Origin of the sequence: Streptomyces ossamyceticus, from assembly GCF_001418475.1 — a bacterium.
Lineage (GTDB): Bacteria > Actinomycetota > Actinomycetes > Streptomycetales > Streptomycetaceae > Streptomyces > Streptomyces ossamyceticus.
Genome location: NZ_LIQX01000035.1, coordinates 1 through 22,836, shown reverse-complemented (window position 1 = coordinate 22,836; position 22,836 = coordinate 1). Strand labels below are relative to the sequence as shown.

The following is a 22,836-nucleotide window of genomic DNA, read 5'->3' as shown; positions in this document are numbered from 1 at the left end:
GGCGTGCAGGTCGAGCAGGTCGACGCGGTAACCGGCTGCCTCGAGCCGGGCGGCGGCACGCCTGGCCGTGTGCGCGGTGAGGGAATCGGTGCGGTGGTGCGCGACGACGACGAGGGCTGTGGGACGGCTGTCGTGCTGCGTCACGGTGTCTCCCGATGGTCTGGTCGGTCCGATGAACGAGTCCAGTACAGCCCCGACGGTGTAGATGATCCATGGGAGATCCGCTCGGAAACATAGGAGATCGTCTACGGTGTGTGCCGTGGATCCTCTGAGTTCATTGCTGAGCGGCATCCGGGCCGAGGGTTCGGTCGTCTGTCACGCCGTACTGGCGGCGCCCTGGACCATCCGCTTCGCCGACGCCGCGCCACTCGTCATGATCAGCGTGCTGCGCGGCGGGGGCACGCTGCTGCTCCCCGACGGAACGGAACGGGCGATCGGCGCGGGGGACACCGCCATCGTGCGCGGGCCCGAACCGTTCCACCTCGTGGACCACCCCGCCACCGTGCACGGGTCCCATGCCGCGTACGAGATCGCCTGTTTCACCGAGAGCGCCGAGCGCACCGCCCAGGACCTCGGCGGTATCCACTGGGGCGTCGACTCGGCGGAGGCGACCGCGCTGATCGTGGGCGCCTACCGTGCCTCGGGCCACCGCCATGAGCGGCTCCTGCGGGCCCTGCCGCCCGTCCTGGTGGTCGAGGAGGACGCCGAGGTCTGTGCCTGGCTGGAGACGGCCGCCGCCGACGCCGCCCAACACTCGGCCGGTTCACAGGCGTTGATGGACCGGCTCCTCGACTGGGCCCTGGTGTGCACGTTGCGCAGCTGGTTCGGCAAGGCGGGCGCCGACGCGCCCAGTTGGTACCGGGGCCTCGCCGACCCGGTCCTCGCGCCCGCCCTGCAGTCCTTCCACGACCGGTTCGCCGCACCCTGGACCGTGGCCTCCCTGGCCGCTCGCGCCGGCGTCTCGCGGGCGCTGTTCGCCAAACGCTTCACCCTGCTGATGGGCCGTCCACCGCTCGCCTACCTCACCGAATGCCGCATGGACGAGGCCGAGGTGCTCCTGTCCGACACCGACCTCGGCATCGCCGAGATCGCCAGATCGGTCGGCTACGCCGACGCCTTCGGCTTCAGCGCCGCGTTCAAACGCCTCAAGGGCCTGAGCCCCAGCAGCTACCGAGCCACCACGGCCGCGAGGCCGGGTTCTGTTGCGACGAGGTAGCCCGGCGGTGCTGTGTCGGAGGATGCCGCTGACCATGGCTGCTTGACCTTGCCGCCGGCGGCACGGTTGCACGATGACCGACATGAACAGCACCGCGTCGCAGAGCAGCAGGGTCGTCGCCGTCACCGGGGCCGGCACGGGGATCGGCCGGGCCACCGCCCGTGCCTTCGCAGCCGAGGGCGCCCACGTCGTCGCGATCGGTCGGCGGGCCGAGCCGCTCGAGCAGACCGCCGCCGGGCACGACCGGATCAGGCCCCTGGCCGCGGACATCACCGCCGAGGGCGAGCCCGATCGCATCCTCCGGACCGTGCTCGACACACACGGCCGACTGGACGTGCTGGTCAACAACGCCGGCATAGTACGCGGCGGCGCCCTCGGCACGCTGACGCCGGACATGATCGGGGTCCAGCCGGCCACCAACCTCGTCGCCCCCATCCTGCTGACCCAGGCCGCGCTGCCCCTCCTGGAGACGTCGAGCGGGGTGATCGCCAATGGCAGTACGCCGGTGGGACAGCGGGCCTGGCCCGGCAGCTCGGTCTACGCGGCGACCAAGACCGCCCTGGAGCTGCTGACCCGCAGCTGGGCGGTCGAGTTGGCGCCCCGCGGGATCCGGGTGGTGGCGGTCGCCCCCGGCGCGATCGACACCCCCATCGGTGAGCACCGGGGCCTGACGCCGGAGCGGATCGCAGCGGTGCGGGGATGGCACCTGGCGCACACCCCGCTGGGCCGGATCGGCCGACCCCAGGAGGTGGCCTGGGCGGTCACCCGGCTCGCCGCACCGGCCGCGGCGAGGCGGTCACCCGGCTCGCCGCACCGGCCGCGGCGTTCATCCCCGGAGTGGTACTCCCGGTCGACGGAGGGGCAGTCGTGGCGTGATAGGAGTGGACCGGGAGGCGGGGACGGGTGCTGATCGGTGAACTGGCCAAGGCGGCCGGGACGTCCGCCCGTGCGCTGCCGCACTACGAGCAGGCCGGACTGATCTCCTCGGAGCGTGCCCTCAACGGCTACCGCGTCTACGACGAGCGGGCAGTGGTGCGGGTCCGCAACATCCGCCACCTGCTGGCCGCCGGGCTCACCCTGGACGACGTGCGCGTGTTCCTGCCGTGCCTGGACGGTGATGTCGCTGCCGCACCGCCCTCGGACAAGGGCCTGCGGGTCGCGCGGGAACGGCTGGCTGTCCTCGACGAGCCCATCGCCGCACAGACCGAGGCGCGCGACCGACTGGAAGCAGCACTCCGGGAGAAGACCGGCGATCGAATCCGCCCGGTGGCCTGACCGCTTGACTCACTGCCGCGGCGCGGTCGTCCCCGTCGGTTCTCCCACCACCGACGCCCCTCCGAGCGGGTCCGCGGGACTCCGTGCTCCCCGGTTCGCTCCTTCGAACCGGCGCACCGGCTCCTGCACGGCAGCCCGGGAAGCCTTCGTGGAGCACGACGGGCCGGTCTGCCCGAGACCGCGCTTCCGGCAGACCGACCCGTGCCAGTGAATCCTCGGCCTCACTTGCCGTAGTACGCGTTGCGGATCGAGATCGTGGACCTGTTGCCCTTCCTGTCGATGATCTCGGCGCGGAGGGAGATGCCCTTGCCCTTCGCCGGGTTCTTCACCGTGATCCTCCCGTTCCGGACGTCGGTCTTCTTCCAGGTCTTTCCGGCGTCGTACGACACGTACACCGACAGCGACTTGAGGTTCCGCCCCCTTGCCGTGCCCTCGACGGTGACCGGGTAGGTGACGATCCGGCCGGCCTCGACCCGGCTGTCCAGGCCCGTCCTCGGTGCGAAGCGCACCGTGGAGACCGGCAGTTCCGTCGGCAGCCCGCCGGACGGTGCCTTCGAACGGAACGTCCAGCTCGCGTCGACACGCGTGGAGGCCGCCTGGACCCGGGCGCTTCGCCCGGCCGACGTGGTCAGGGTGTACTCGGCCTCGCCGGCCGGGACCTCGAACGTCTTGCCGCCGGTCAGCGGGTCGGCGTTCGACGCGACCTTCCTGCCGTCGCGGTACAGCGTCGTGCGCACCGAGGTCAGGCCGGACGACGCCTCGTTGCGCTGGCCGTCGGCGAACAGCGGAAGCAGGCCGTAGATCCCGTCCGGGCCGTGGAAGACACCGGACAGGCCGGGCACCACTCGCGGCGCGAACACCGCCGTGTCGAACGACTTCCGGTAGGTCCTGCCGCCGGAGAGCCTCACATAGTCACCGGTGGTGGACTCGGCCTCCACGATCGGCACACCGTCCGCGTCCTTCTTCCCCGAGAACTGCTGGAAGTTGAAGTACCACTGGGCATCGTCGCCCGTGGACAGGTAGTACGTCCGGGTGGTGGGCAGCTTCTGGGGCAGCGGGGTGTGGATGCCGTTGATGACAGGCAGGGTGGCGGACAGGGCGAGCACCCCGGTCTTGCCCGGGGTCGAGGCGCCCAGGCCGGCCTTCACCGTGGCGAACTCGTGCGCCGAGTAATGGTGGACGTGCGTCCCGGTGATCCTCTTCACCTCGCCGCCGTCGAGGGTGTTGTACTCGGCGCGCTTGCCCTTGGTCCACTGCCCGGACCAGACCTGTGCCAGGTGGGACGGCATCTCGGGGCCGATGTGGGCGACACGGATGTCGGAGAAGGTGGGCATGACGACGTAGTTCGCCACCTGCGTGCCCTTGTGCTCGTAGAACACCATGGCCTGGAGCGGCTTGGCCTCCTTGTCCGGCACGGTGATGTCGGCCGACCGGGTCCTGTTCAGGTCGAGTGTGACCGTCCGGTCCTGGTCGACGTTCAGGACGGGGCGGACCACCCAGTCGACGCCGCCCTCGGTCGAGGTGGGGTCCTTCACGCTGAGCGAGTCGAGGATGTACGGGCCCTTGGGGACGCGGAAGGTGAGCGTGTCGCCGGTGGACATGTCCGCGAACTGCGTGCCGTTCCGCTCGTCACGCGACAGGGTGGTGAGGCGCACCGGGTGCTGCCCGGGACGGTCGATGAACTTCAGCGTGACGTCGTACGCCTCTTCCTCCCGCTCGACCGCCAGCGCCGTGCGGACGGTCCGGCCGTCGCCCGTGGCCGTCACATAGGCCGAGTAGCCGCCGAACAACTCGCCGCCCAGCCGGGTGTCGGCGGTGACGTCCACGGACGCCCTGCCGCCGGCGGGGACGGTGACGGTCTTCGCGCCCAGGGAGAAGAAGCCGTGCGGGGCCGCCTCGCCCCGAGGGTTGAAGGCCGCGGTCGACAGCGTCAGCGTGATGTCCTTCGTGCCGGTGTTGCGGTACGTCAGCTTCCTGGTGACCGGGGTGTCGTCGGTGTGCGGCCACCGCTGGACGGGGAAGCTCAGCGAGGTCGTCTCGGCGAACACGCTCCGGCCGTTCGCCTCGTCGACCCGGATACGGCCCGAACCCTGCGCGTAGGGGGTGTAGTCGCCGCCCTTGGCGGAGCCCACGAGCACGGCCTTCAGCTCACGGAACGTCCAGTCGGGATGCTGCTGCTTGAGGAGGGCGGCGGCGCCCGCCACATGCGGGGTCGCCATCGACGTACCCGAGATCGTCAGGTAGCCCGGCGGCTTCTCGCCGACCTCCTTGGCGAGGGCGCTGCCCTTGGCGGCGGCCGCGGTGATGTCCACGCCGGGCGCGGTCACGTCCGGCTTGAGGGCGCCGTCTGCGGTCGGACCCATGCTGGAGAAGTCCGCGACCGCGTCGTGGCCGTCGACGGCGCCGACGGTGAGCGCGTCGGAGGCGCTGCCGGGGGAGTCGACGGTCTTGAATCCCTGCTCGCCCTCGTTGCCGGCGGCGATGGCGAAGAGGACGCCCTTGGTCTCCGAGAGCCGGTTGACCGTGGCCTCCATCGGGTCGACACCCGGGGTGTCGCGGCCGCCCAGGCTGAGGTTGATGACGTCGGCGCCCTGCTCGGCGGCCCACTCCATGCCCGCGATGATGCCGGCGTCGTCGCCCTGGCCGCGGTCGTCGAGGACCTTGCCGATGAGCAGCTTCGCTCCGGGGGCGACGCCCTTGTACTTGCCGCCCGACTCGGCGCCGGTCCCGGCGATGGTGGACGCGACATGCGTGCCGTGGCCCTGCCGGTCCTCGGCGGTGGTGGAGGCGCTGAAGTTCTTGGTGGCGAGCACCTGGCCCTTGAGATCGGGGTGGCTGCTGTCGAGGCCGCTGTCCAGGACGGCGACCTTGACGCCCCTGCCGTCGTATCCCTTGGCCCGGGCGGCGGGTGCGCCGATCTGCGGCACCGACCTGTCGAGGCTGGCCCTGCGGACGCCGTCCAGCCAGACATGGGAGACGCCCGGGGCGAGGGCACCGTCGTCGGTGAGGGTGTCCCACAGCTTGGGCGTCTGCGCGGTGGGCGCCTTGAGGGCGTCCATGTCCAGGGACGTGAAGGTCCGGTGGACCATGCCCGTGCCACGGACCGCGGCCCTCAGGGAACGTGCGGTGTCCTTGTAGCCGACGATGACCTTCAGGCCGCCCCGCTGGTTCCTGCGGTTGGCCGGCTTGTCCAGCTCGGTGACGTCGAACAGCCGCTGGTCGAGGCTGCCGTTCGCGATCAGCCGGGCGGCGTCCGTCGGGACGACGAGGGTGTGGCCGCCGGTCTTCCGTATCTGTACGGGGACCCGCTCGCGGCCCTTGGCCCGCTCCATGCCGACGACAGCGCCCGTGGCGTCGACGAGGACGCGGTCGCCGGTGACGAGGGTGAGGCGGTGCGGGCCGGCGGATCGCTTGGACGCGGCTTCCTTGGACGCGGCGACGGTCCCCGCCGCACCGGCCTGTACGGGCGTGGCCTGTGCCGGCGTGGCCTGCGCGGTGCCGGGCGGTCCTGTGGCGAGGACCGCCGCCACCGCCGCCGCGGCTGTGCACACGCATGCTGTCTTCACTCTTCTGCGCAAAGTTCCCCCAGGGCTGAAGTGCCGGGTGGCCATGATCGGAGCAACCGTAGGAAGGCGGACGCACAACTGTGCGGCGGCTGTACGGCGACGACGTATCGATCTCGATGACGGATCGCCGGACCGTTGTTACAGACGCAGGTCAGGCAGCTGTCCTCCGATGACGGTGACCGTGACGGTGGCGTGACGTGGCCGAGTTCCGGGACGGGGACGGCCGTGGGACGTCGAGCCGCCACCACCCCTGAAGGACCCGGACCGACCGGTCGTACCATTGCCTCCGGCTTCTGCGGGAGCGATCTCCACACGACCCGACGGCCCGGCGGAAGGAGCAAGGGATGCGGCTTCGCCGAGGCGTGCCGTGCGTCGTGCTGGCCGCCTGCCTGACCGGGTGCGCCGGCGTGGACGGCGGCGTGCACGTCGAAGGTCCGGCGATGACGACGATCCCCTGGACGGGACCGGTCTACATCACGGACTGGTACGGCCGGGCCTGGCAGCGCCCCGAGGAGATCGACCCGACCCTGCGCCTCTCCCTGAGGCGGCTGACATGGCGGGACTGGGGCTCGTCCCGGGCACGGGCCACCGGAGTCGCCATGGACGAGACCTGCGTGTCGGGCTGTCCCGACGGAAACGAGAACCCGCCGCGGTACCGGGTGGACGTCGTCCTGAGCGATCCGGTCAGGCGCGGCGACGTGTCGTTCTACAGCCACGCGCGCCTGACCCCCGTACATCCCCCCGCGCCCTTCTGGTCGCAGGGCATCGACGACACCGATCTGGGCGTACCGGATGCATGAGAACGACACAGGAGAGGACCGGCGGGGAGGGAAGCCGATGCACGCCGCTCATGAGGTGCTGCTGGTCGAGGACGACGAGCTGATCCGGGAGGCCACGCGGCTCACACTGGAGGAGCGCGGCTACCGCGTCCGCACCGCGTCCGACGGCCTCATTGGGCTCGCGCTGTTCCGGGAACGCCATCCGGACGTGGCCGTCCTCGACATCATGCTGCCGGGCCTCAACGGAGTGAGCCTGGCCGGCCGGATCCGCGAGGAGTCGGGGGTGCCCGTGCTGCTGATCTCGGCCCGCAACGACCCGGTGGACGTGGTGATGGGCCTGGAGGCGGGCGCCGACGACTACGTCACCAAGCCCTTCGACGGCCCCGTCCTCGTGGCCCGCGTACGCTCCCTGCTGCGCCGGGCGGCACCCGCCGGGCAGCCGGCCCACGAGGGTCCCCGACTGCGCTTCGGGGACCTGGAGTTCTGCCCGGCGTCCCTGACCGCCCGCCGCGCCGGAAAGCCGCTCGCGCTCACCACGACCGAGCTGAAACTGCTGCGCGAGTTCGCCGCCGCGCCGGGGACCGTGCTCTCCCGTGATCTGCTCCTGGAGCGGGTCTGGGACTACGCCTGGTCCGGTGACACCCGGGTCGTGGACGTCCATGTGCAGCGCCTGCGCTCCAAGATCGGCCGGGAACGGATCGAGACGGTACGCGGCTTCGGCTACAAGCTGCGCCCATGAGACGGCCCGCGGTGAACGTGGGGGCGAAGGTCGCGCTGGCCGTCGCCGTCGCGGCCCTGTGCGTGGCGGGGGCGGTCGGGGTGCTGGTGCACCGCACCACCGCCGCCGACCAACTGGCCACCGCCCGCTCCGCACTGGACCAGAGGTTGCGGAGCGCCGCCGGCGACCACGCCGACGGACGTGCATCGGACGGCCGGATCGATCCCCCCGACCTGCCCGCCCCGGTGGCACGGGCCGTACGCGGCGACGTCCGGGTGACCTATCTGCAAAGGGGCCGCAAGGACGGTGGGGCTCCGGTGCTGTGGGCGGCGACCCGGATCTCGGACCGGAAAGTGCTCGCGGTCCACCGTTCGTACGCCCGCGAGGAACGGACCCTCGCCGCACTCGATCGGACGCTGCTCGCCACGGGCGCGGCCGTCACCGTCCTGGTGTCCCTGGCCGGGCTGTTGCTGGGGGTGCGGATGGGACGGCGGGCCACGGCCGCCGCGCGTACCGCGGAACGCATCGCCGACGGCGACCTCGACGCCCGTGTACGCCCCCGCGGCGGCGACGAGATCGCCCGGCTGGCCGCCGCCGTCGACACCATGGCGGACGCGCTCGGCGCCCGACTGGAGGCCGAACGCCGGGTGACCGCCGACATCGCGCACGAACTGCGCACGCCGGTCGCCGGCATGTCGACCGCGGTCGGTCTGCTGCCGCCCGGCCGGGCGGCCGACCTGGTGGCCGGCAGCGTGCGGAAACTGCGCGGGCTGGTGGAGGACGTGCTGGAGGTCGCCCGCCTGGACTCCCAGGCGGCCGTGGAGACCGAGGAGCGCGAGGTGAGCGCGATGGCCCGACGCGCGACCGCCGGGCTCGACGACGTACGCGTGCGGATCGTGGCGGACACGGTCGTGACCACCGACCCGCGCCGGGTCGAGCGGATCCTGACCAACCTCGCCACCAACGCCCTGCGTCACGGCGCCCCACCCGTGGAGTTGGAGGTCGACGGCTCCGTGGTCCGGGTCCGCGACCACGGACCCGGTTTCCCGGCCGATCTGCTCGCGGTACTGCACACCTCCGGCCCCCAGCGTTTCCGCACGGGCTCCCGGACAGGCGGCACCGGCCTCGGCCTGACCATCGCCACCGGCCAGGCCCGCCTGCTCGGCGCCCGCCTGACGTTCCGCAACCACCCGGAGGGCGGCGCGGAGACGGAGCTGTGCCTGCCGACGGACTGACCCGCCGGACCGACGCCACCGGACGGGCCGGGGCGGGACGGCACGGCGAAGGCGACCCTCTCCGATATACGTCTATACGTCCAGGCCGCGTCCGATGTACGTCCAGACCGCGCCGATCACGTAGAGCGCGAGGGTCGCCGCAACCATGGCGGCGACCCCGGACCACCCGGCGGTGTCGTCACCGGGTCCAGCGCTGGCTGCTGCCGTTCGAGCAGGTGGAGATCTGGATCAGGGTGCCGTTGGCGGTGCCGCCCGACGCGGTGTCGAGGCAGAGGCCCGACTGGACGCCGACGATGGTTCCGTCGGAGTTGAGGCGCCACTTCTGGTTGTCTCCGCCCCAGCAGCCGTAGATCTGGACCTTGGTCCCGTTGCCGGTCCCGGCCGCGTCCAGGCACTTGTTGCCGTAGACCCTCAACTCGCCGGCCGCGGTGACCGTCCATTGCTGGTTGGTGCCGCTGTGGCAGTCCCACAACTGGAGCTGGGTGCCGTCGGCGGTACCGCTGCCGGGCACGTCGAGGCAGCGCCCCGAACCGACGCCCTTGATCGGCTTGGCATCCGAAGGCGGCGTGGACGTACCGCCGTTGAGCGCGTTGAGGACGGAGGTGTAAGCGGGCTTCTTGCTTCCGTCACGGTTGAACAGCAGCGGCGAGTGCTCCGGTCGCCAGGAGTCGGAGTCGCGCACACCCCAGACGGTGATGCCGAGACAGCGCGGGACGGCCAGGCAGTCGTTGACCACGTTGGCGTAGGTCGTGCCCGAGGCGCCCTGGATGTCGAGTTCGGTGATGGCCACGTCGACACCGAGAGCGGCGAAGTTCTGCAAGGTGGTGCGGAAGTTGCTGTTGTACGGGCTGTCGTTGTTGAAGTGCGACTGGAAGCCCACGCAGTCGATCGGCACGCCGCGCTGCTTGAAGTCCCGGACCATGGCGTACATCGCCTGGGTCTTGGCCCAGGTCCAGTTCTCGACGTTGTAGTCGTTGTAGCAGAGCTTGGCGGCCGGGTCCGCGGCGCGCGCGGTGCGGAAGGCGACCTCGATCCAGTCGTTGCCGGTGCGCTGCAGGTTGGAGTCGCGCCGGGCTCCCGAATTGCCGTCGGCGAAGGCCTCGTTCACGACGTCCCACTGGGCGATCCTGCCCTTGTAGTGCGCCATCACGCCGTTGATGTGGCCGATCATCGCCTGGCGCAGGTTGCTGCCGCTGAGGCTCTGCATCCAGCCGGGCTGCTGGGAGTGCCAGGCCAGGGTGTGGCCGCGCACCTGCTTGCCGTTCTGCACCGCCCAGTTGAAGACGCGGTCGGCGGCGGAGAAGTTGAACTGACCCCGCTGTGGCTCGGTGGCGTCGATCTTCATCTCGTTCTCGGCCGTCACCGAGTTGAACTCACGGTTTGCGATCGTCGTGTACGCGGAGTCGCCCAGCCTGCCCGAGGCGATGGCGGTGCCGAAGTAGCGACCGCTCTGCGCCGCCGCGGCGCCGAGCGTGCTCTCGGCGGCGTGCGCGGCCGGCGGCGCGACCAGTGCGGCGGCCGCACCGAGCACGCCGACGAACAGCGCCATCAGCAGGCCGCGGATCTTGCGGCGGACCACTGGTCCTGGAAGGGCGTACAAGCCCATGACTGTGCCTCCAAGGTAGAGATCACGGAATGGCTGAAGCGCGGGGAGGGCGTCGTCCGCTCCCGCTCGTCGGACGGGAGGGTCGGGTCGGGACCCGGGCGGCACGGAATCACCGCGCACCGGTCACGGGGACCGGGACGATCTCATCCGGCGCGGACGGCAGCGCTGTCTCGACACGGGCATGGGGGCACTCCATAGCGGCTCAGCCGGGGGACCGTCACGCGGCGTCGCGTATCTCTCCGACTGAGCGAAGAGCCAGGATGCGCTGGTGCGAACCTCTCCGGAACGAAACGGGGTGGCGCGGGAGCATCGGTGCGCGGATCTGTCGTGCAGGCGTGCGTGGATCCGCCGTGCGGCACGGTCTGCCGACGCGGTCGAGAGCACGGTTTCTGGTCGGCTTCCCGACAGGGATGATTGAGGGATTGACGATGAATCGTCAATACTCGCCACACAAAAAGTTTCAGCTTCTGCTTCGAAACATTCGGAAACCCGTAGGGTGGCCGGCGCGAACCCTCATCGCCGTCGGCGGGCGAACGTCGTAGGCCTCGGGTGGGCCCCGGAACAGGCGCGCAGGCGCCTCTGGCGCCCCCTCCCAGCTGCCGTCCTTCGCACCCCATGGGTGGGCGAGCCGTGTTGCCGCCGCCGGCCTGACGCCGGCCGGAGTGCCGGGCGGCCGAGCTCAAGGGGAGGGCCTGTTTGTAGACAGGTCAGCCGGAGCCCTTGACCGCGGGGCTCCGCATTCCTAGGTTGTGGCGTCAAAGATTCCGGGAAACCTTCGAAAGTTTCGAGACCGTCCGTCCCCCGGTACGGGCCCGCTCCGCGATCTCAGCTTGCCCCACACCACCGCAAGGAGGCCCAAGCGTCATGCCCGGACCGACGACGCCTCACCACGCAGGACGCCGTCGTCATGGCCTTCGCTGCTGCGGCGGTTGAGCCGGCCGCAGGTCGTCTCACGCCTCGTCGCGCTGCTTCTGGGCGATGGCCGCGAGGTCGGCACGGCGGACGACCTGTCCGCCCGCGCCCCAGGTCCCATCGGGCTGCTCGTGCACCAGCACCCATACCCGCGGTGCGTCCGCCGGGGAGAGCCCGGCCGCCGACAGGACGATCCCGGTGGCTTCCGCCACCAAGCCGGCGGTGCCCTCCGCGGAGAGCACTCCCTGGGGCACCGTGACGTCGACGAGGAAGCGGGACGCGTCATCCTCGGCTGTGGTCTGCGCCCCCTCGGGCAGTTCGACGAGGTAGCTCCACAACTGGGCTCGGAAGAACGACGCGTCGGGAGCCCCCTCCCAGCGCAGCAGGGCAGCGGCCAGATCGCGCTGGACGGACGAGCGGCCCTCCTCGGTGAGGGAGTGCGCCGGGGCCGTGAGCCGGATCATCGACATGCCGAGTTCTCCTTGTCGGCCGTACACACCACCCAGCGCTGCACGGCAAGATCTACGACGGTCGTTCATGACCGGGTCGACGCGACGGTGACGTGAGAGACACCCGGAGGGCCTCGGTCCTGAGATCCGCCCCTTCATCGCGCGAACGCATCGTAGCCGGTTCGCCACACCGTTCGATCATCGCCGTCTCGCGGGTGGCTCTCCCGCTTCCGTACCTGCCCTGACAGGCCCCAGGCGGGCCTGAAGGAACCCGCGTTGTCAGTGGCGGCTGCGAGGCTTGGTCGGGTGAACGGCGACGAGCAACTGCTGAACGGCCGGGTCTACGGCGTGGAGCACGACGACCCCCACCCCGGCCCGCTCCCACACCGGACCTACGCCGTACTGGTCGGCGGACCGCTGGACGGTCTGCTGCTGGACATCCACGGGTGGCGAACCGAGGAAGTCGACGACGGCGTGGCCCTCTCCACCGAGCTCGGACGCTGGCCCGGCGGCCGCGCCCTGTACGACCCGCGCCCCGGCGAACCCCGCACACCGGGCCCGGGCGTGAGCTGCCGCTTCTACTACTCCGGCGACACGCCCTGACCATCAGCGGCCCGAGCACCGCAGGTCAGCCGCGGCGTCGGTGGCCGCTGTGGGATGCAACCAGGGCGCGAGGCGCTGCGTCGATCACTGACGGAACTGCTGACGCACATTGATGAAGGAGCGAAGGATGTTACGGACGAGCGGCCCTCTTGCCTCTGCGATGAGTCGGCGCACGCTGCTTGTGGCCGGTACCGCCACCGCGACGGCCCTGCTCACGACCGCGCCCGCCCGCGCGTCCGACGGTGTCACCGGCGGTCTTCGCGCGCTGGAGGAGCAGTACGGGGCCCGGCTGGGGGTCTACGCCCACAATGTCCGTACCGGGGAGACAGTCCGGCACCGTGCCGACACCCTGTTCCCGATCTGTTCGCTGTTCAAGACGCTCGCCGCCGCGGCGGTGCTGCGCGACCTGGACCGCGACGGCGAGGTGCTGTCCCGCCGGATCCACTACACCGCGGCCGACCTCCTCGAGAACTCGGACGTGACAAGGGATCACCTGGCCACGGGCATGACGATCGCCGAGCTGTGCGACGCCGCGATCCGCCACAGTGACAACACCGCGGGCAATCTGCTCCTGCGGGAACTGGGCGGCCCCACGGCGATCACCCGTTTCGCCCGGTCCCTCGGTGACCCGGTGACCCGGCTGGACCGGTGGGAGACGGAGCTGAACTCGGCCGAGCCGTGGCGGATCACGGACACCACCAGCCCGCGCGCGATCGGCCGCACCTACGCCCGGCTCGTCCTCGGCGACGCGCTCAGCCGGCCCGACCGCGCGCTCCTCACGCACTGGCTGCTGCACAACCAGACCAGCAACACCCGCCTACGCGCGGGTCTGCCGTCCTCGTGGGCCGTCGCGGACAAGACGGGCGGGGGTTCCTACGGCACCAACAACAACGTGGGTATCGCCTGGACCGAGGACGGCACCCCGCTGGTCCTCTCCATCGTGTCCCGCAAGTTCGACCGGGACGCCGCGACGGACAACAAGCTGATCGCGGACACCGCGCACCTCTTGGCCGGCGCCCTGCGCTAGCCAGTGCTGTGACCGGAAAGGTCCACCGGCTCGGCGTCCGGCACGGCACCTCGCGGCGTTGTCGCATGACCCGAGTACATCCAGTACGCGGGTCATGCTCCGCCTTGCGAGGCTCCCCCACTGCCTGAACGGCGTGGGAGGTGCCCCCAGCACCGGACGCCGCGAGCTTTCCGGCAAACCTTTCCGGTCACAGCACTCGCACCACCTCCCGCGCGACCCCGCCGACAGGAGTCCGGCCCTGACGCGAGCGTCAGGGCCGGACACATGGTCGTCCTCAGGAGACGGTGAACATCTGGTGGTCGCCACCGTCGAACGGGCGTTGCTCCAACTGGTCTCCCTGGGCGTCGCCCGCGGTGAGGTAGAGACCGCTGTGGCGGTTGAGGAGCCGGACACGGCCGTTGCCCGCGTCCTCCGCCAGCCATTCGTCGTTGGTGTTCGCGTTGGCTTCGTAGGTGTACTGGATGGCCTTCGCGCCCGCGTCGCGCGACGCGTACCGGACGACGACGTCCTTGCCGCTGGCCTGGTTGACGATCCGGGTGTACCCGTCGTCGAGCGGCACGAACGCGAAGCGCTGGTTGGTGCCGCCGGTGCTGGGCCAGCGGATGATCGCGGCGTCGTTCGCGAGGCTCGCGCTCCTCACGTCGAGTACGTGGCTGCTGCCGGCGATGGTCACCGTGCGGTTCCCGGTCGGGAGGGCCGCGACCTTGGTCAGCCTGACCGCATGGCCGCCGCCCGCGACCGCCGGGACGCTCAATGTGTCACCGGCCTGGATGACCTTGCTGGTGCGGGTCAAGCCGTCGGGGCCGTCGGTGATGATCTCCGCGTGCCAGGTACCGGAGCTGAGGAACGTGGTCGGGTAGCTGATGGTGGTGGCGCCGCCGCGCCTGAGCGCGCCGACGAACCACCGGTCGCCGCTGCGGCGCGCGATGACCCCGCCGGTGAGCGGGTCCCCCGAGACGTACTTGGTCTCGTCCCACACGGTCGGCAGCATGCGCAGCCACCGCTGTGCCTCGGGACGGGCCTGGTAGTCCGAGATACGGGAGCCGGGCAGCATGATGCCGCTGTCCAGGAGTACGCCGAGGGCGAGTTCGGCGGCGTCGCTGTTGGGGTTGCCCTGCTGGAAGCTCATCGGCGAGTAGTCGGCCGGGCCCAGCAGGCCCCGCGTGAACGGGAGCGCGGCCACGTGCCCGATGTTCCGGCCACCGGGGTATTCCTCGCCCCGGACGGCCTCGTTGGTCAGCACGTGCGGCCAGGTGCGATGGACGCCGACCGACAGGCGCGAGCCGTGCAGGTCGACCATCAGCTTGTAGCGGGCGGTGTCGGCCAGGGCCGCGTCGTACCACTGCTGACGGGCCCGGGTCTCCGAACCCATGAAGTCCATCTTGACGCCGACGACACCCCACCCGGTGATCTTGGTGAACTGGGCGTCCCGCTCGGCGGCGGTGTCCAGGTCCTGCCAGTGGTACCAGAGCATGATCCGCACGCCGCGCTCCCGGGCGTAGGTCACGAGCTCGGGAATGATCGCCTGGTTGTCCTTCCACCCGTCGTCCACGAGGAGGTAGGGCCAGCCCTGCGAGGAGGCGTAGTCGGCCCACTGCTTGAGCTTGGTCAGATCGCGCTGGGTGGCGAACATGCCGTCCAGCCACGGCCACGCGGCGATACCCGGCTTGATCCACGAGGTGTCGGAGACCTTCGACGCGGGCGCCACGTCGTCGACCAGCGTGGACTCCACGACCGTCGCCGTGCTGCCGATGGCGGCGGTGCGCCAGGCCGTGGCGAACGCGCCGGACCGCACGATCTGCGCGTCGGCCAGCGCGACGGTGAACCGGTCGGTGCCCTGGGTGTGGGTGAACCGGCCCCCCGAGTAGTCGCCGTCCACACCGGACTCGGCGAGCAACACCCGCGCGCCGTTGGACTGCTGGGCGAACATGCCCATGTCGTAGGAGCCCGTCGCCACGTCGGCGACCGAAGAGGTCACATAACCCCGCTCGTGATCGGCGCTGAACTCCTGCCGGGAGAGCTGGGCGTCGGCCGGCAGATCGAACGAGGTCGCCTCGCGCAGCACCGTCGCACCCGACGGCAGCTCGTAGCGCAGCGCCATGCCGTCCGCGGAGGTGCGGACGTGCACGGTCATCCGCGCGGAACCCTTCGCGAACACCAGTCTCGTCTCGGTCGCGGACCGCGTACGGACGCGGGACTTCCCCGCTTGGACCCCGTAGGTGTAGGTGACGGGCGCATCCGTGCGGCTGACGAAATCCAGGCCGGTGGTGAAGTCGACCTGGCTGGTCACCAGCCCGATCGGAGCAGGTGTCAGGGCCTGGCGGCAGTTCCAGGTCGCGCCGAGTGAGAGGGCGCCGTTGGTGTCCAGCGCGACGGTGGCGCGTACGCCGTCACAGCCGGTCTGTGCGACACCGGGCTGGACCGAGGTCCAGCTCCCCGGCGTGGCGGCGGATGCGGGAACCGCGATCACCGTGCCGAGCACGGCGAGGACGGCGGTGGCCGTACCGGCGACTCGGGTACCGCTTCTTCGAGAGAGTTTCATGCGGCCTTCCTGATGAGGGGGGGGGCCGGCGCGGCGCGTCGCTCGAGCGAGGAGCCGGGAGCCGGGAGGGAGTTCGCCTTGCCATGCCGGTGGCCCGCAGGGCTTCGCGCTGCAGGCCACCGGATGAGGGAGGGGGTGATCAGGCCCAGGGGCTGACCGCCTTGAAGGAACTGTCGGCGCGGAAGGTGGCGTTGTCCTGGAAGGTGTCGAGGCGCAGCTCGTAGTTGTAGTGGCGGAGGTAGCGGCCGGGGTAGTTGTACGACTCCAGGCTGACCGAACCGGTGGCCGAGCCCGACCGGGCGCAGTAGGTGGCGTCCTTGTCGAAGAGCGTGGTGCCGTTGCTGGCGTCGGCGCGGATCCGGAGGTCCTTGTGGCGCAGGTAGCGGCCGGACGCGTCACGGAACGAGTAGCAGCTTCCGTCGGCCAGACCGGGGACGATCGTGAAGGTGGCGCTCTGCTTGACCGCCGTCGTGCTGGAGGACGTCACCGGATCGAGGTAGCCGAGGCTGTCGGAGCGTACGACGGCGTAGCGGCCGGGGAAGTTGACGGACTGGAGCGAGCGGGTGGTGTTCGTCGGCAGGGTGACGCCGCCCGAGACCGGGGCGATGCTGCTCAGAGTGGGGACGACCTTCTTGATCAGGCCGTCGGCGTCGAACTCCATCTTGTCGATGGTGGTTTCGCGGTGGGTGCCGTCTCCGCCGGGGATGGCGAAGCGGTGGTAGGCGATGTACCAGTCGTCGGTGCCCGGTACCTGCACCACGGAGTGGTGGCCGGGGCCCTTGATGCCGAGCGAGAGGTCCTTCTCCAGGATCACGCCGCGCTTGGTCCAGGGACCGGTGGGCGAGGAGCCGGTGGCGTAGGCGACCCGGTAGTTCTCGTCACGTGTGTCGTTCTCCGACCACATGAAGTAGTAGGTGCCCTTGCGCTTGACGACGAAGGAGCCCTCCCTGTAGCCGCTGGGGGTGATGTTGGTGACCTTGGAGGCGTCGAAGGAGACCATGTCGTCGTTCAGGGGAACCACGTACGCCTGGCCGTTGGCGAAGTAGAGGTAGGACTGGCCGTCGTCGTCGGTGAAGACCGCCGGGTCGATCATCTGGCCCGAGTAGGCGCCGCGGGCGATCAGCGGCTTGCCCAGCGGGTCCTTGAACGGGCCGGTGGGCGAGTCGGAGACCGCGACGCCGATGTTCCCGTCGGCGGAGTAGTAGAAGTAGTACTTCCCGTGCTTCGCGGTCATCGTCGGGGCCCAGGCCCGGCTGTTGGTCCACGAGATGTCGGGACCCAGGTCCAGGATGACGCCGTGGTCCGTCCAGTGGACCAGGTCCTTGGAGGAGTACGCCTTGAACTGCGTACCGCTCCAGTTCGCGAAGCCGTCGGTGGTCGGGTAGATGTAGTACGTGTCGCCGAAGCGGACGATGTTCGGGTCGGCGGTGAGCCCCGGCAGGACGGGGCTCCTCATGACCAGCGCCTCCACCGTCCAGGTGCGCTTCGTTCCGTCGGAGCCGGTCACCTCGTACGTCACGGGCTCGGTGAAGTCGCGTGGGGTGCCGGAGGCCGGGCTGATGGACGCACCCTGGGCGAGGGTGAACTGCGGAGCGAGCGCGGTGAGGTCCGTGCCCTCCTTCACCGGCATCGTGATCTTGCTGCGGGCGTCGTCGATGAGGGCGTCGATCTTCAGCGAGGGAAGGGTGACCGCGGCGATGTGCGTGGTGTTCCCGCTGATTTCGAGGACCTCGCCGGGCGCCAGCGCGCGGTTGTAGACCCTGAAGTCCCGCATCTTGCCCTTGAAGAGCTTGTCACCGCTGTAGAGGGACTTGCCGATGTAGTTGGCCGTCGTGATGCCGGAGCCGATGGAGCCGGGGGTGGTGGTGACCGACGTGTTGCGGGCCACCTCCACGCCGTCCTGGTACAGCACGCCCGTGGTGCCGGTCTGCGTGTAGGTGACGTGCTTCCAGACGGAGCGCGGCAGGTCGCCGGTCGTCCGGGTGTTCTGCTCGGTCGAAAAGGCCCCGGAGGCGATGGCGGTCCGGAACGTGTTGCCGGTGCTGAACAGGTACCCGTTGCCCGCTCCGTTGGCGGAGTTGCCGAAGCCGTAGAGGAAGTACGGCGTGGCCTGGGTGGCGTCGATCTGGACGTCCATCGAGACGGTGATCGAGTTCATGCCGCTCATGATGTTGTCCGGCACCTTGATGTAGGTGTCGGAGCCGTTGAACGAGAGCCCTTCCCCGGAACTCGACCAGCCGGCGGTGCCGTTCACGGTTCCGTTCCGGCCGTTGCCCGAGGCGTCCGCCGCCACGGTGCCCGAGGTCGCGTCGAGCTTGTACCAGAGAGCCAGGCCATCGGTGATGTCCGCTGCCTGGGCGGGGGCCGCCGGGCCGGCGACGCCCACCAGGAGCGAGGCGGCGGCCACGGCGGCGAGAGCACCTGGCCGGAATCTCCTGCGGCCCTGAGGTCTCAGGCTGTACATCGGTTCACATCCCTCTGATTTCGAACATTGTTCGACATATCGGATAGTTTGCTTGAGTGGCGGGGAATCGGGAGGGCTCTCGTGGAAGGGAAGCCGGCGCCTCCCGCGCCGGTGCGGCGCGTTGGAGGGTGAAGGAGCGCCATGGAGGCGCCGGCATCCCTGTTTCGTGCGGTCAGTTGGTCACGCGGAAGGTGGCGTCGGCGCGTCCCGTCGCCGTGGTGATCGGGTCGAGCTTCAGGTAGTAGGCGTAGTGGCGGATGTAGCGGTCGGGGTGGTTGTAGGACTGGAAGGAGGACCAGGTGGAGTCGGCGAGGCCGGCGACCTGGTTGAAGGTGGCGTCGGCGGCGAACTGGGCGGTGCCGTCGTTGCGGACCAGCTGGAAGTCGTAGTTGGCGTGCCGCAGGAAGTAGCCCGGGTAGTTCACCGACTCGAAGGAGACGGTGCCGGTGCCGGCCAGGCCGGGCCGGATCCGGAACTGGGCGTCCGCACTGGTGACGTTCTGGTCGATGCGCACGTCGAAGTTGGCGTGCCGTACGTACCGGTCCTGGAAGTTGAACGACTGGAGCCGCTTGGCCGGGGTGCTGGGCCAACGCGCGAGGACACGGGCCTCCTCGGCGGCCGTGAGGTTCAGGATCGAGCCGTGGCGCTTCTTGTTGACGCCCATGTTGTAGCTGCCCGCTGCCGGGATCTGGTAGGTGCCGACGGCGGAGGGGTTGGCCGTCGTGACCGGCATGTACCCGCCGCGGGTGGCGTACTGGTCGAGGTACAGGGCCCACTCGTTGCGGTCCCGGAACTTCATCCACATCGGACCCTCGACCGCCGTGCCGGTCGTGCCCGTCGCGCCGGTCAGGCCGATGCCGGAGAGGTTGCCGAGGTTCGTCCACGTCCCGAGGATCGAGTTGCTGCCTTCGATGGTGATCTCGCCGTCACCTGAGGCCCGCACGTAGCGGAAGTTGCCGACGCCGGCCGGCACCTCGACGATCTGGGTGTCGATGAGTTCCTGGGCGCCGGGGCGGTCGATGTAGATCTGCGGGGTGGTGATGGTGCGGAAGTCGCTGGTGCGGGCGTAGAAGATGCGGTGCTTCGTCTTGCCGTCGAGGGGTACGTTCGTGGCCCAGTACAGGACGTAGTCGTTGGTGGCCGGGTTCCAGATCGCCTCCGGCGCCCAGGCGTTGCGTCCGTCGGGGATCGCGCCGGCCACGTTGAGCAGCCACGGCTCCGACCAGTTGACCAGGTCGGTCGACTCCCAGACGACGATGCTGCGGCTGCCGTTGTTGATGGAGCCGTCCACGGTCGACCCGCAGCCCCAGCACAGGTCGGTCGCGATGATCCAGTACTTGTCGCCGCCCGGTGATCTCACCAGTGCGGGGTCACGCACCCCCTTCGTGCCGACGGTGGAGCGCAGGATCGACGCTCCGTCGTTGAGGTCGTTCCAGTGCAGGCCGTCCGTGCTGTGGGAGAGATACATCTGCTGACCGGTCGCCCCCTCACCGGTGAAGTGCAGCATCAGGTAGCCCGGGTCTGCCGCGGCCGCCCGCTCCGGTGTGATCAGGACCTGGGACGTGAGGAGCAGGCACGCGGCGAACAAGATCGCCGACAGCCTGGAGAGAAGAGCGGACATGTACATCTCCTGTCGTTCTGCCAGTGCCGCCATCGAGCGTGGAGCGCCCACCTAGGGGTGGGCGGGGAAGCTCGGTCTCGGTGTCGACGGGACAGAGCGGCTGCCGCGCGACGGGGGAAGGGGCGACTGGATCCGGGTGACGGTGTGTCTGCCGTGTGCCGTGCGCCTCACCGTGGGTGACGGTGGGCCTGGGTACATGGCGCCGGTGTGCTTGTGGTGACGGCTTGCGGGGTGAGGGCACGGTTGCCGCCCGGGTGGGGCGGTGGCGGCGCCGGGGTGGGCGAGCGGTTGTCGTTTCCGAGTGCGCGGGGGCGCGGTGCGTCTCTCTTGAGGTCCTGTCCGCTGTCGCGCGGGGGCCTCCAAGCCCTCGACGGACGGGTAACCGTCCGTAGCCGACTCCTTTGCCCTCGGTGCGAGTTGTCCGATAAATCGAACGTTGTTCGTAAGGTCGGGCAGACGTTAAATGTGGGGAGCGGGGTGCGTCAATACTTCCGACAGCGGTAGTCCGTGGACCTGAGGAGGCTGGTCACGGTCGGTGGCGGGGCCACGCGTGGCGTCTTTGCTCACCCTGCGGTCGTGAGGCAGCCCGCTCGGGTTCCACCTCAGACATTGCATGTCTACGGAAGTGCAAATAGCCCCATAGCTGGCTAAAGCAGAATCTTCTGATTCCGTCGAGAGCACTTTCATCCACTTACCCGTTGACACAGGGCAGTTGCATCATCGAACTTCTTGCGTAACATCCGGCGCCTTGGAGCCCTGAGAGAGCCCGCGCCTGAAGGCCTGGAGATCGAACGTCCTCGGGCTGCCCACCCCCTGCCTCAACCCGAACCACAGAGCCAATCGAACAGGGAGTCAACATGTCGTCAGGAAGACTGTCCCGTCGCACGCTTCTGGGCGCTGTAGGCGCCGCTGCGGCCGCGACAGCGCTGCCCGTGATGCCCGCGCTGTCGCCCCTGCTCGCGGAGGCGGCCGCCGCGGACGCGCAGACCAATCTGGAAAACCTGGTGAACATGCGGTTCGGCATGTTCAACCACTTCAGCCTGGGCACGTTCACCAATGAGGAGTGGGCGGCCCCGAACCAGGACCCCGCCAAGTTCGCCCCCACGACCGTGGACTGTGCCCAGTGGGCGGCCGCCGCCGCGGCGGCGAAGATGAGCTATGGCCTGCTGACGACCAAGCACCATGACGGCTTCGCCCTGTGGCCGAGCGCCTACGGCACCCAGAACGTCGCGAACAGCTCCTACAAGCACGACGTGGTGAAGGCGTACTGCGACGCCTTCCGGGCGGAGGGGCTGAAGGTCGGGTTCTACTACTCGATATGGGACCGCACCTACGGCGTCGAGGCGTGGGAGAGCCGGCACAAGAACGTTGGGCTCGAGCTCACCGATGCCATCCAGCCCAGCGACATGACCTTCATCCTCGGTCAGATCACCGAGTTGCTCACCAACTACGGCACCATCGACATGTTCGTCACCGACGGTTGGGCGTGGCAGATGGGCCAGCAGGCCGTCTCCTACCAGCGGATCCGCGAGCTGGTGAAGTCGCTCCAGCCGAATATCGTCATGATCGACCACGGTGCGCTGTCGCAGCCGTTCCTCGGCGACGCGATCTACTTCGAGGCGCCGATGGGCATCACCGCGCCGCCCGGGAACACCTACGCCGCCACGCAGGGGCAGACGATCAGCAGAGGCTGGTTCTGGCATCCGCACACGCCGATCGAGAACCCGATGAGCAAGGAGACGATCCTGGCCAACCTGGCGGACCTGGAACCGAAGTACACCTCGTTCATCCTCAACTGCCCGCCCAACCGCGACGGCAAGCTGGACACCAACATCGTCAACCGGCTCGCCGAAGTCGGGGCGGCATGGAGCCCCGACACCTCCAGGCCGCCCCTGCCGGCCCAGCTGCCGCGCCCCGAGTACCCCGTGACGCCCGTCAGCGCCTACGCGACCGGATTCCGCGACCGCGAGGGACCGCTCAACGCCATCGAAGGACTCAGCGACAAGGACTACGAGTTCTGCTGGTCGACGTGGGGGCTGGCCTCGCCCCTGCCTCACTCGATCACGATCGACCTGGGCGGGGTGTGGAGCAACGTCTCCACGCTGGAGTACCTGCCCAAGCAGTGGGGCCGCAACAACTCGACCGACGGCGACATCACCTCGTACACCATCTCCACCAGCACCGACGGCACGAACTTCACCCAGGTCGCCTCCGGCACCTGGGCCGGCAACCAGACCCTCAAGGTGGTCGAATGGCCCGCCCGGAACGTCGGCTTCGTGCGGCTCCAGGCGAGAGCGGCCACCGGTGGCTACGCCAATGTGAGCGGCGTCCACATCGGCGGCCGGACGGCCAAGCCGGCACTGGTGTCCACCACGCTGCCCGGAGACGGCACCACCTACCGGCTGGTGGCCCGGCACAGCGGCAAGGTCGTCGACGTGAAGGGCAACGGCACGGCGAACAACACCCCCGTGCTGCAGTGGCCGTGGCTCAACAAGGCGAACCAGAAGTGGACCTTCACCAAGACCGGCGACGGCTACTACGAGATCAAGGGTGCGGGCAGCGGCAAGCTCATGGAGGTGCAGGGTCTCTCCCGTGCCGACGGCGGCACCGTCGGCATCTGGTCGGACGACAACGTCCCCCAGCAGCACTGGGCCGTCACACCCACCGGTGACGGCTACTACTTCCTCACCAACCGCTACAGCGGGCTCTGCCTCGCCGTCGACGAGGGCAGCACCGCCGACGGAGCCATCATCGAGCAGCAGCCGTACGCGTCACTGACGCGCCAGCAGTGGCAGATCATCGCCCTGTGACCACCCCGACGGC

General features: G+C 69.8%; 14 protein-coding genes and 1 pseudogene. 9 read left to right on the top strand and 6 right to left on the bottom strand.

Annotation, left to right across the window (positions count from 1 at the left end):
• Window positions 1-259: 259 nt before the first annotated feature.
• From AOK15_RS03515 to AOK15_RS03505, 3 genes and pseudogenes are all read left to right on the top strand, one after another.
• Window positions 260-1,216 (top strand): AraC family transcriptional regulator, encoded by a 957-nt coding sequence (locus tag AOK15_RS03515; RefSeq protein ID WP_240508290.1) that lies wholly within the window; start codon window positions 260-262, stop codon window positions 1,214-1,216.
• Between the two features lie 73 nt (window positions 1,217-1,289).
• Window positions 1,290-2,092, top strand: a pseudogene (locus AOK15_RS03510) (SDR family NAD(P)-dependent oxidoreductase).
• A 27-nt stretch (window positions 2,093-2,119) separates the two neighbouring features.
• The gene (locus tag AOK15_RS03505) at window positions 2,120-2,491 is read left to right on the top strand and encodes a MerR family transcriptional regulator (protein ID WP_055512614.1); all 372 of its coding nucleotides are present in this window, start codon (window positions 2,120-2,122) and stop codon (window positions 2,489-2,491) included.
• Between the two features lie 221 nt (window positions 2,492-2,712).
• Here the strand turns inward: AOK15_RS03505 and AOK15_RS03500 are convergent, their stop codons facing one another.
• Complete coding sequence (locus AOK15_RS03500) at window positions 2,713-6,069, bottom strand: S8 family peptidase (protein ID WP_420876848.1); 3,357 nt, start codon at window positions 6,067-6,069, stop codon at window positions 2,713-2,715.
• 332 nt (window positions 6,070-6,401) lie between these two features.
• Here AOK15_RS03500 and AOK15_RS03495 point away from each other — a divergent pair, with 332 nt between their 5' ends.
• From AOK15_RS03495 to AOK15_RS03485, 3 genes are read left to right on the top strand one after another with little or no spacing between them, the layout of a single operon-like run.
• Window positions 6,402-6,857 carry a hypothetical protein gene (locus tag AOK15_RS03495; RefSeq protein WP_157870152.1) on the top strand — a complete coding sequence of 152 codons (456 nt, stop codon included), beginning with the start codon at window positions 6,402-6,404 and terminating at the stop codon, window positions 6,855-6,857.
• A gap of 37 nt (window positions 6,858-6,894) precedes the next feature.
• Window positions 6,895-7,575 carry a two-component system response regulator CseB gene (gene cseB / locus AOK15_RS03490; RefSeq protein ID WP_055512608.1) on the top strand — a complete coding sequence of 227 codons (681 nt, stop codon included), beginning with the start codon at window positions 6,895-6,897 and terminating at the stop codon, window positions 7,573-7,575.
• On the top strand, window positions 7,572-8,789 hold the full coding sequence (locus tag AOK15_RS03485; RefSeq protein WP_079058284.1) for a sensor histidine kinase: 1,218 nt from the start codon (window positions 7,572-7,574) through the stop codon (window positions 8,787-8,789). The genes cseB and AOK15_RS03485 overlap by 4 nt, the downstream gene beginning before the upstream one ends.
• Before the next feature lie 178 nt (window positions 8,790-8,967).
• On the opposite strand, the gene AOK15_RS03480 is transcribed toward AOK15_RS03485, so the two are convergent.
• Both AOK15_RS03480 and AOK15_RS03475 read right to left on the bottom strand, forming a co-directional pair.
• Window positions 8,968-10,395: an endo-1,4-beta-xylanase gene (locus tag AOK15_RS03480; RefSeq protein ID WP_055512604.1), complete on the bottom strand. Its 1,428-nt coding sequence runs from the start codon at window positions 10,393-10,395 to the stop codon at window positions 8,968-8,970.
• A gap of 950 nt (window positions 10,396-11,345) precedes the next feature.
• Entirely contained in the window at window positions 11,346-11,777 is a 432-nt protein-coding gene (locus AOK15_RS03475) for a tautomerase family protein (RefSeq protein WP_055512602.1), read from the bottom strand.
• A 285-nt stretch (window positions 11,778-12,062) separates the two neighbouring features.
• Between AOK15_RS03475 and AOK15_RS03470 the strand changes: the two genes are divergently transcribed.
• Together AOK15_RS03470 and bla are read left to right on the top strand one after the other, a co-directional pair.
• Window positions 12,063-12,359, top strand: a complete 297-nt coding sequence (locus AOK15_RS03470; RefSeq protein WP_055512600.1) for a hypothetical protein — start codon at window positions 12,063-12,065, stop codon at window positions 12,357-12,359.
• Window positions 12,360-12,519: 160 nt separating this feature from the next.
• Window positions 12,520-13,386, top strand: a complete 867-nt coding sequence (gene bla / locus AOK15_RS03465; RefSeq protein WP_063798938.1) for a class A beta-lactamase — start codon at window positions 12,520-12,522, stop codon at window positions 13,384-13,386.
• A gap of 274 nt (window positions 13,387-13,660) precedes the next feature.
• On the opposite strand, the gene AOK15_RS03460 is transcribed toward bla, so the two are convergent.
• The 3 genes from AOK15_RS03460 to AOK15_RS03450 form a co-directional block, all read right to left on the bottom strand.
• The gene (locus AOK15_RS03460) at window positions 13,661-15,928 is read right to left on the bottom strand and encodes a glycoside hydrolase family 97 protein (RefSeq protein ID WP_055512596.1); all 2,268 of its coding nucleotides are present in this window, start codon (window positions 15,926-15,928) and stop codon (window positions 13,661-13,663) included.
• Between the two features lie 139 nt (window positions 15,929-16,067).
• The gene (locus tag AOK15_RS03455) at window positions 16,068-18,335 is read right to left on the bottom strand and encodes a family 43 glycosylhydrolase (protein ID WP_055512594.1); all 2,268 of its coding nucleotides are present in this window, start codon (window positions 18,333-18,335) and stop codon (window positions 16,068-16,070) included.
• Window positions 18,336-18,564: 229 nt separating this feature from the next.
• A complete protein-coding gene (locus AOK15_RS03450) occupies window positions 18,565-20,013 on the bottom strand; it encodes a glycoside hydrolase family 43 protein (protein ID WP_055512618.1) in 1,449 nt (482 codons plus the stop codon).
• Window positions 20,014-20,870: 857 nt separating this feature from the next.
• Between AOK15_RS03450 and AOK15_RS03445 the strand changes: the two genes are divergently transcribed.
• Window positions 20,871-22,823 (top strand): alpha-L-fucosidase, encoded by a 1,953-nt coding sequence (locus AOK15_RS03445; protein ID WP_055512592.1) that lies wholly within the window; start codon window positions 20,871-20,873, stop codon window positions 22,821-22,823.
• The last annotated feature ends 13 nt before the right edge of the window (window positions 22,824-22,836 follow it).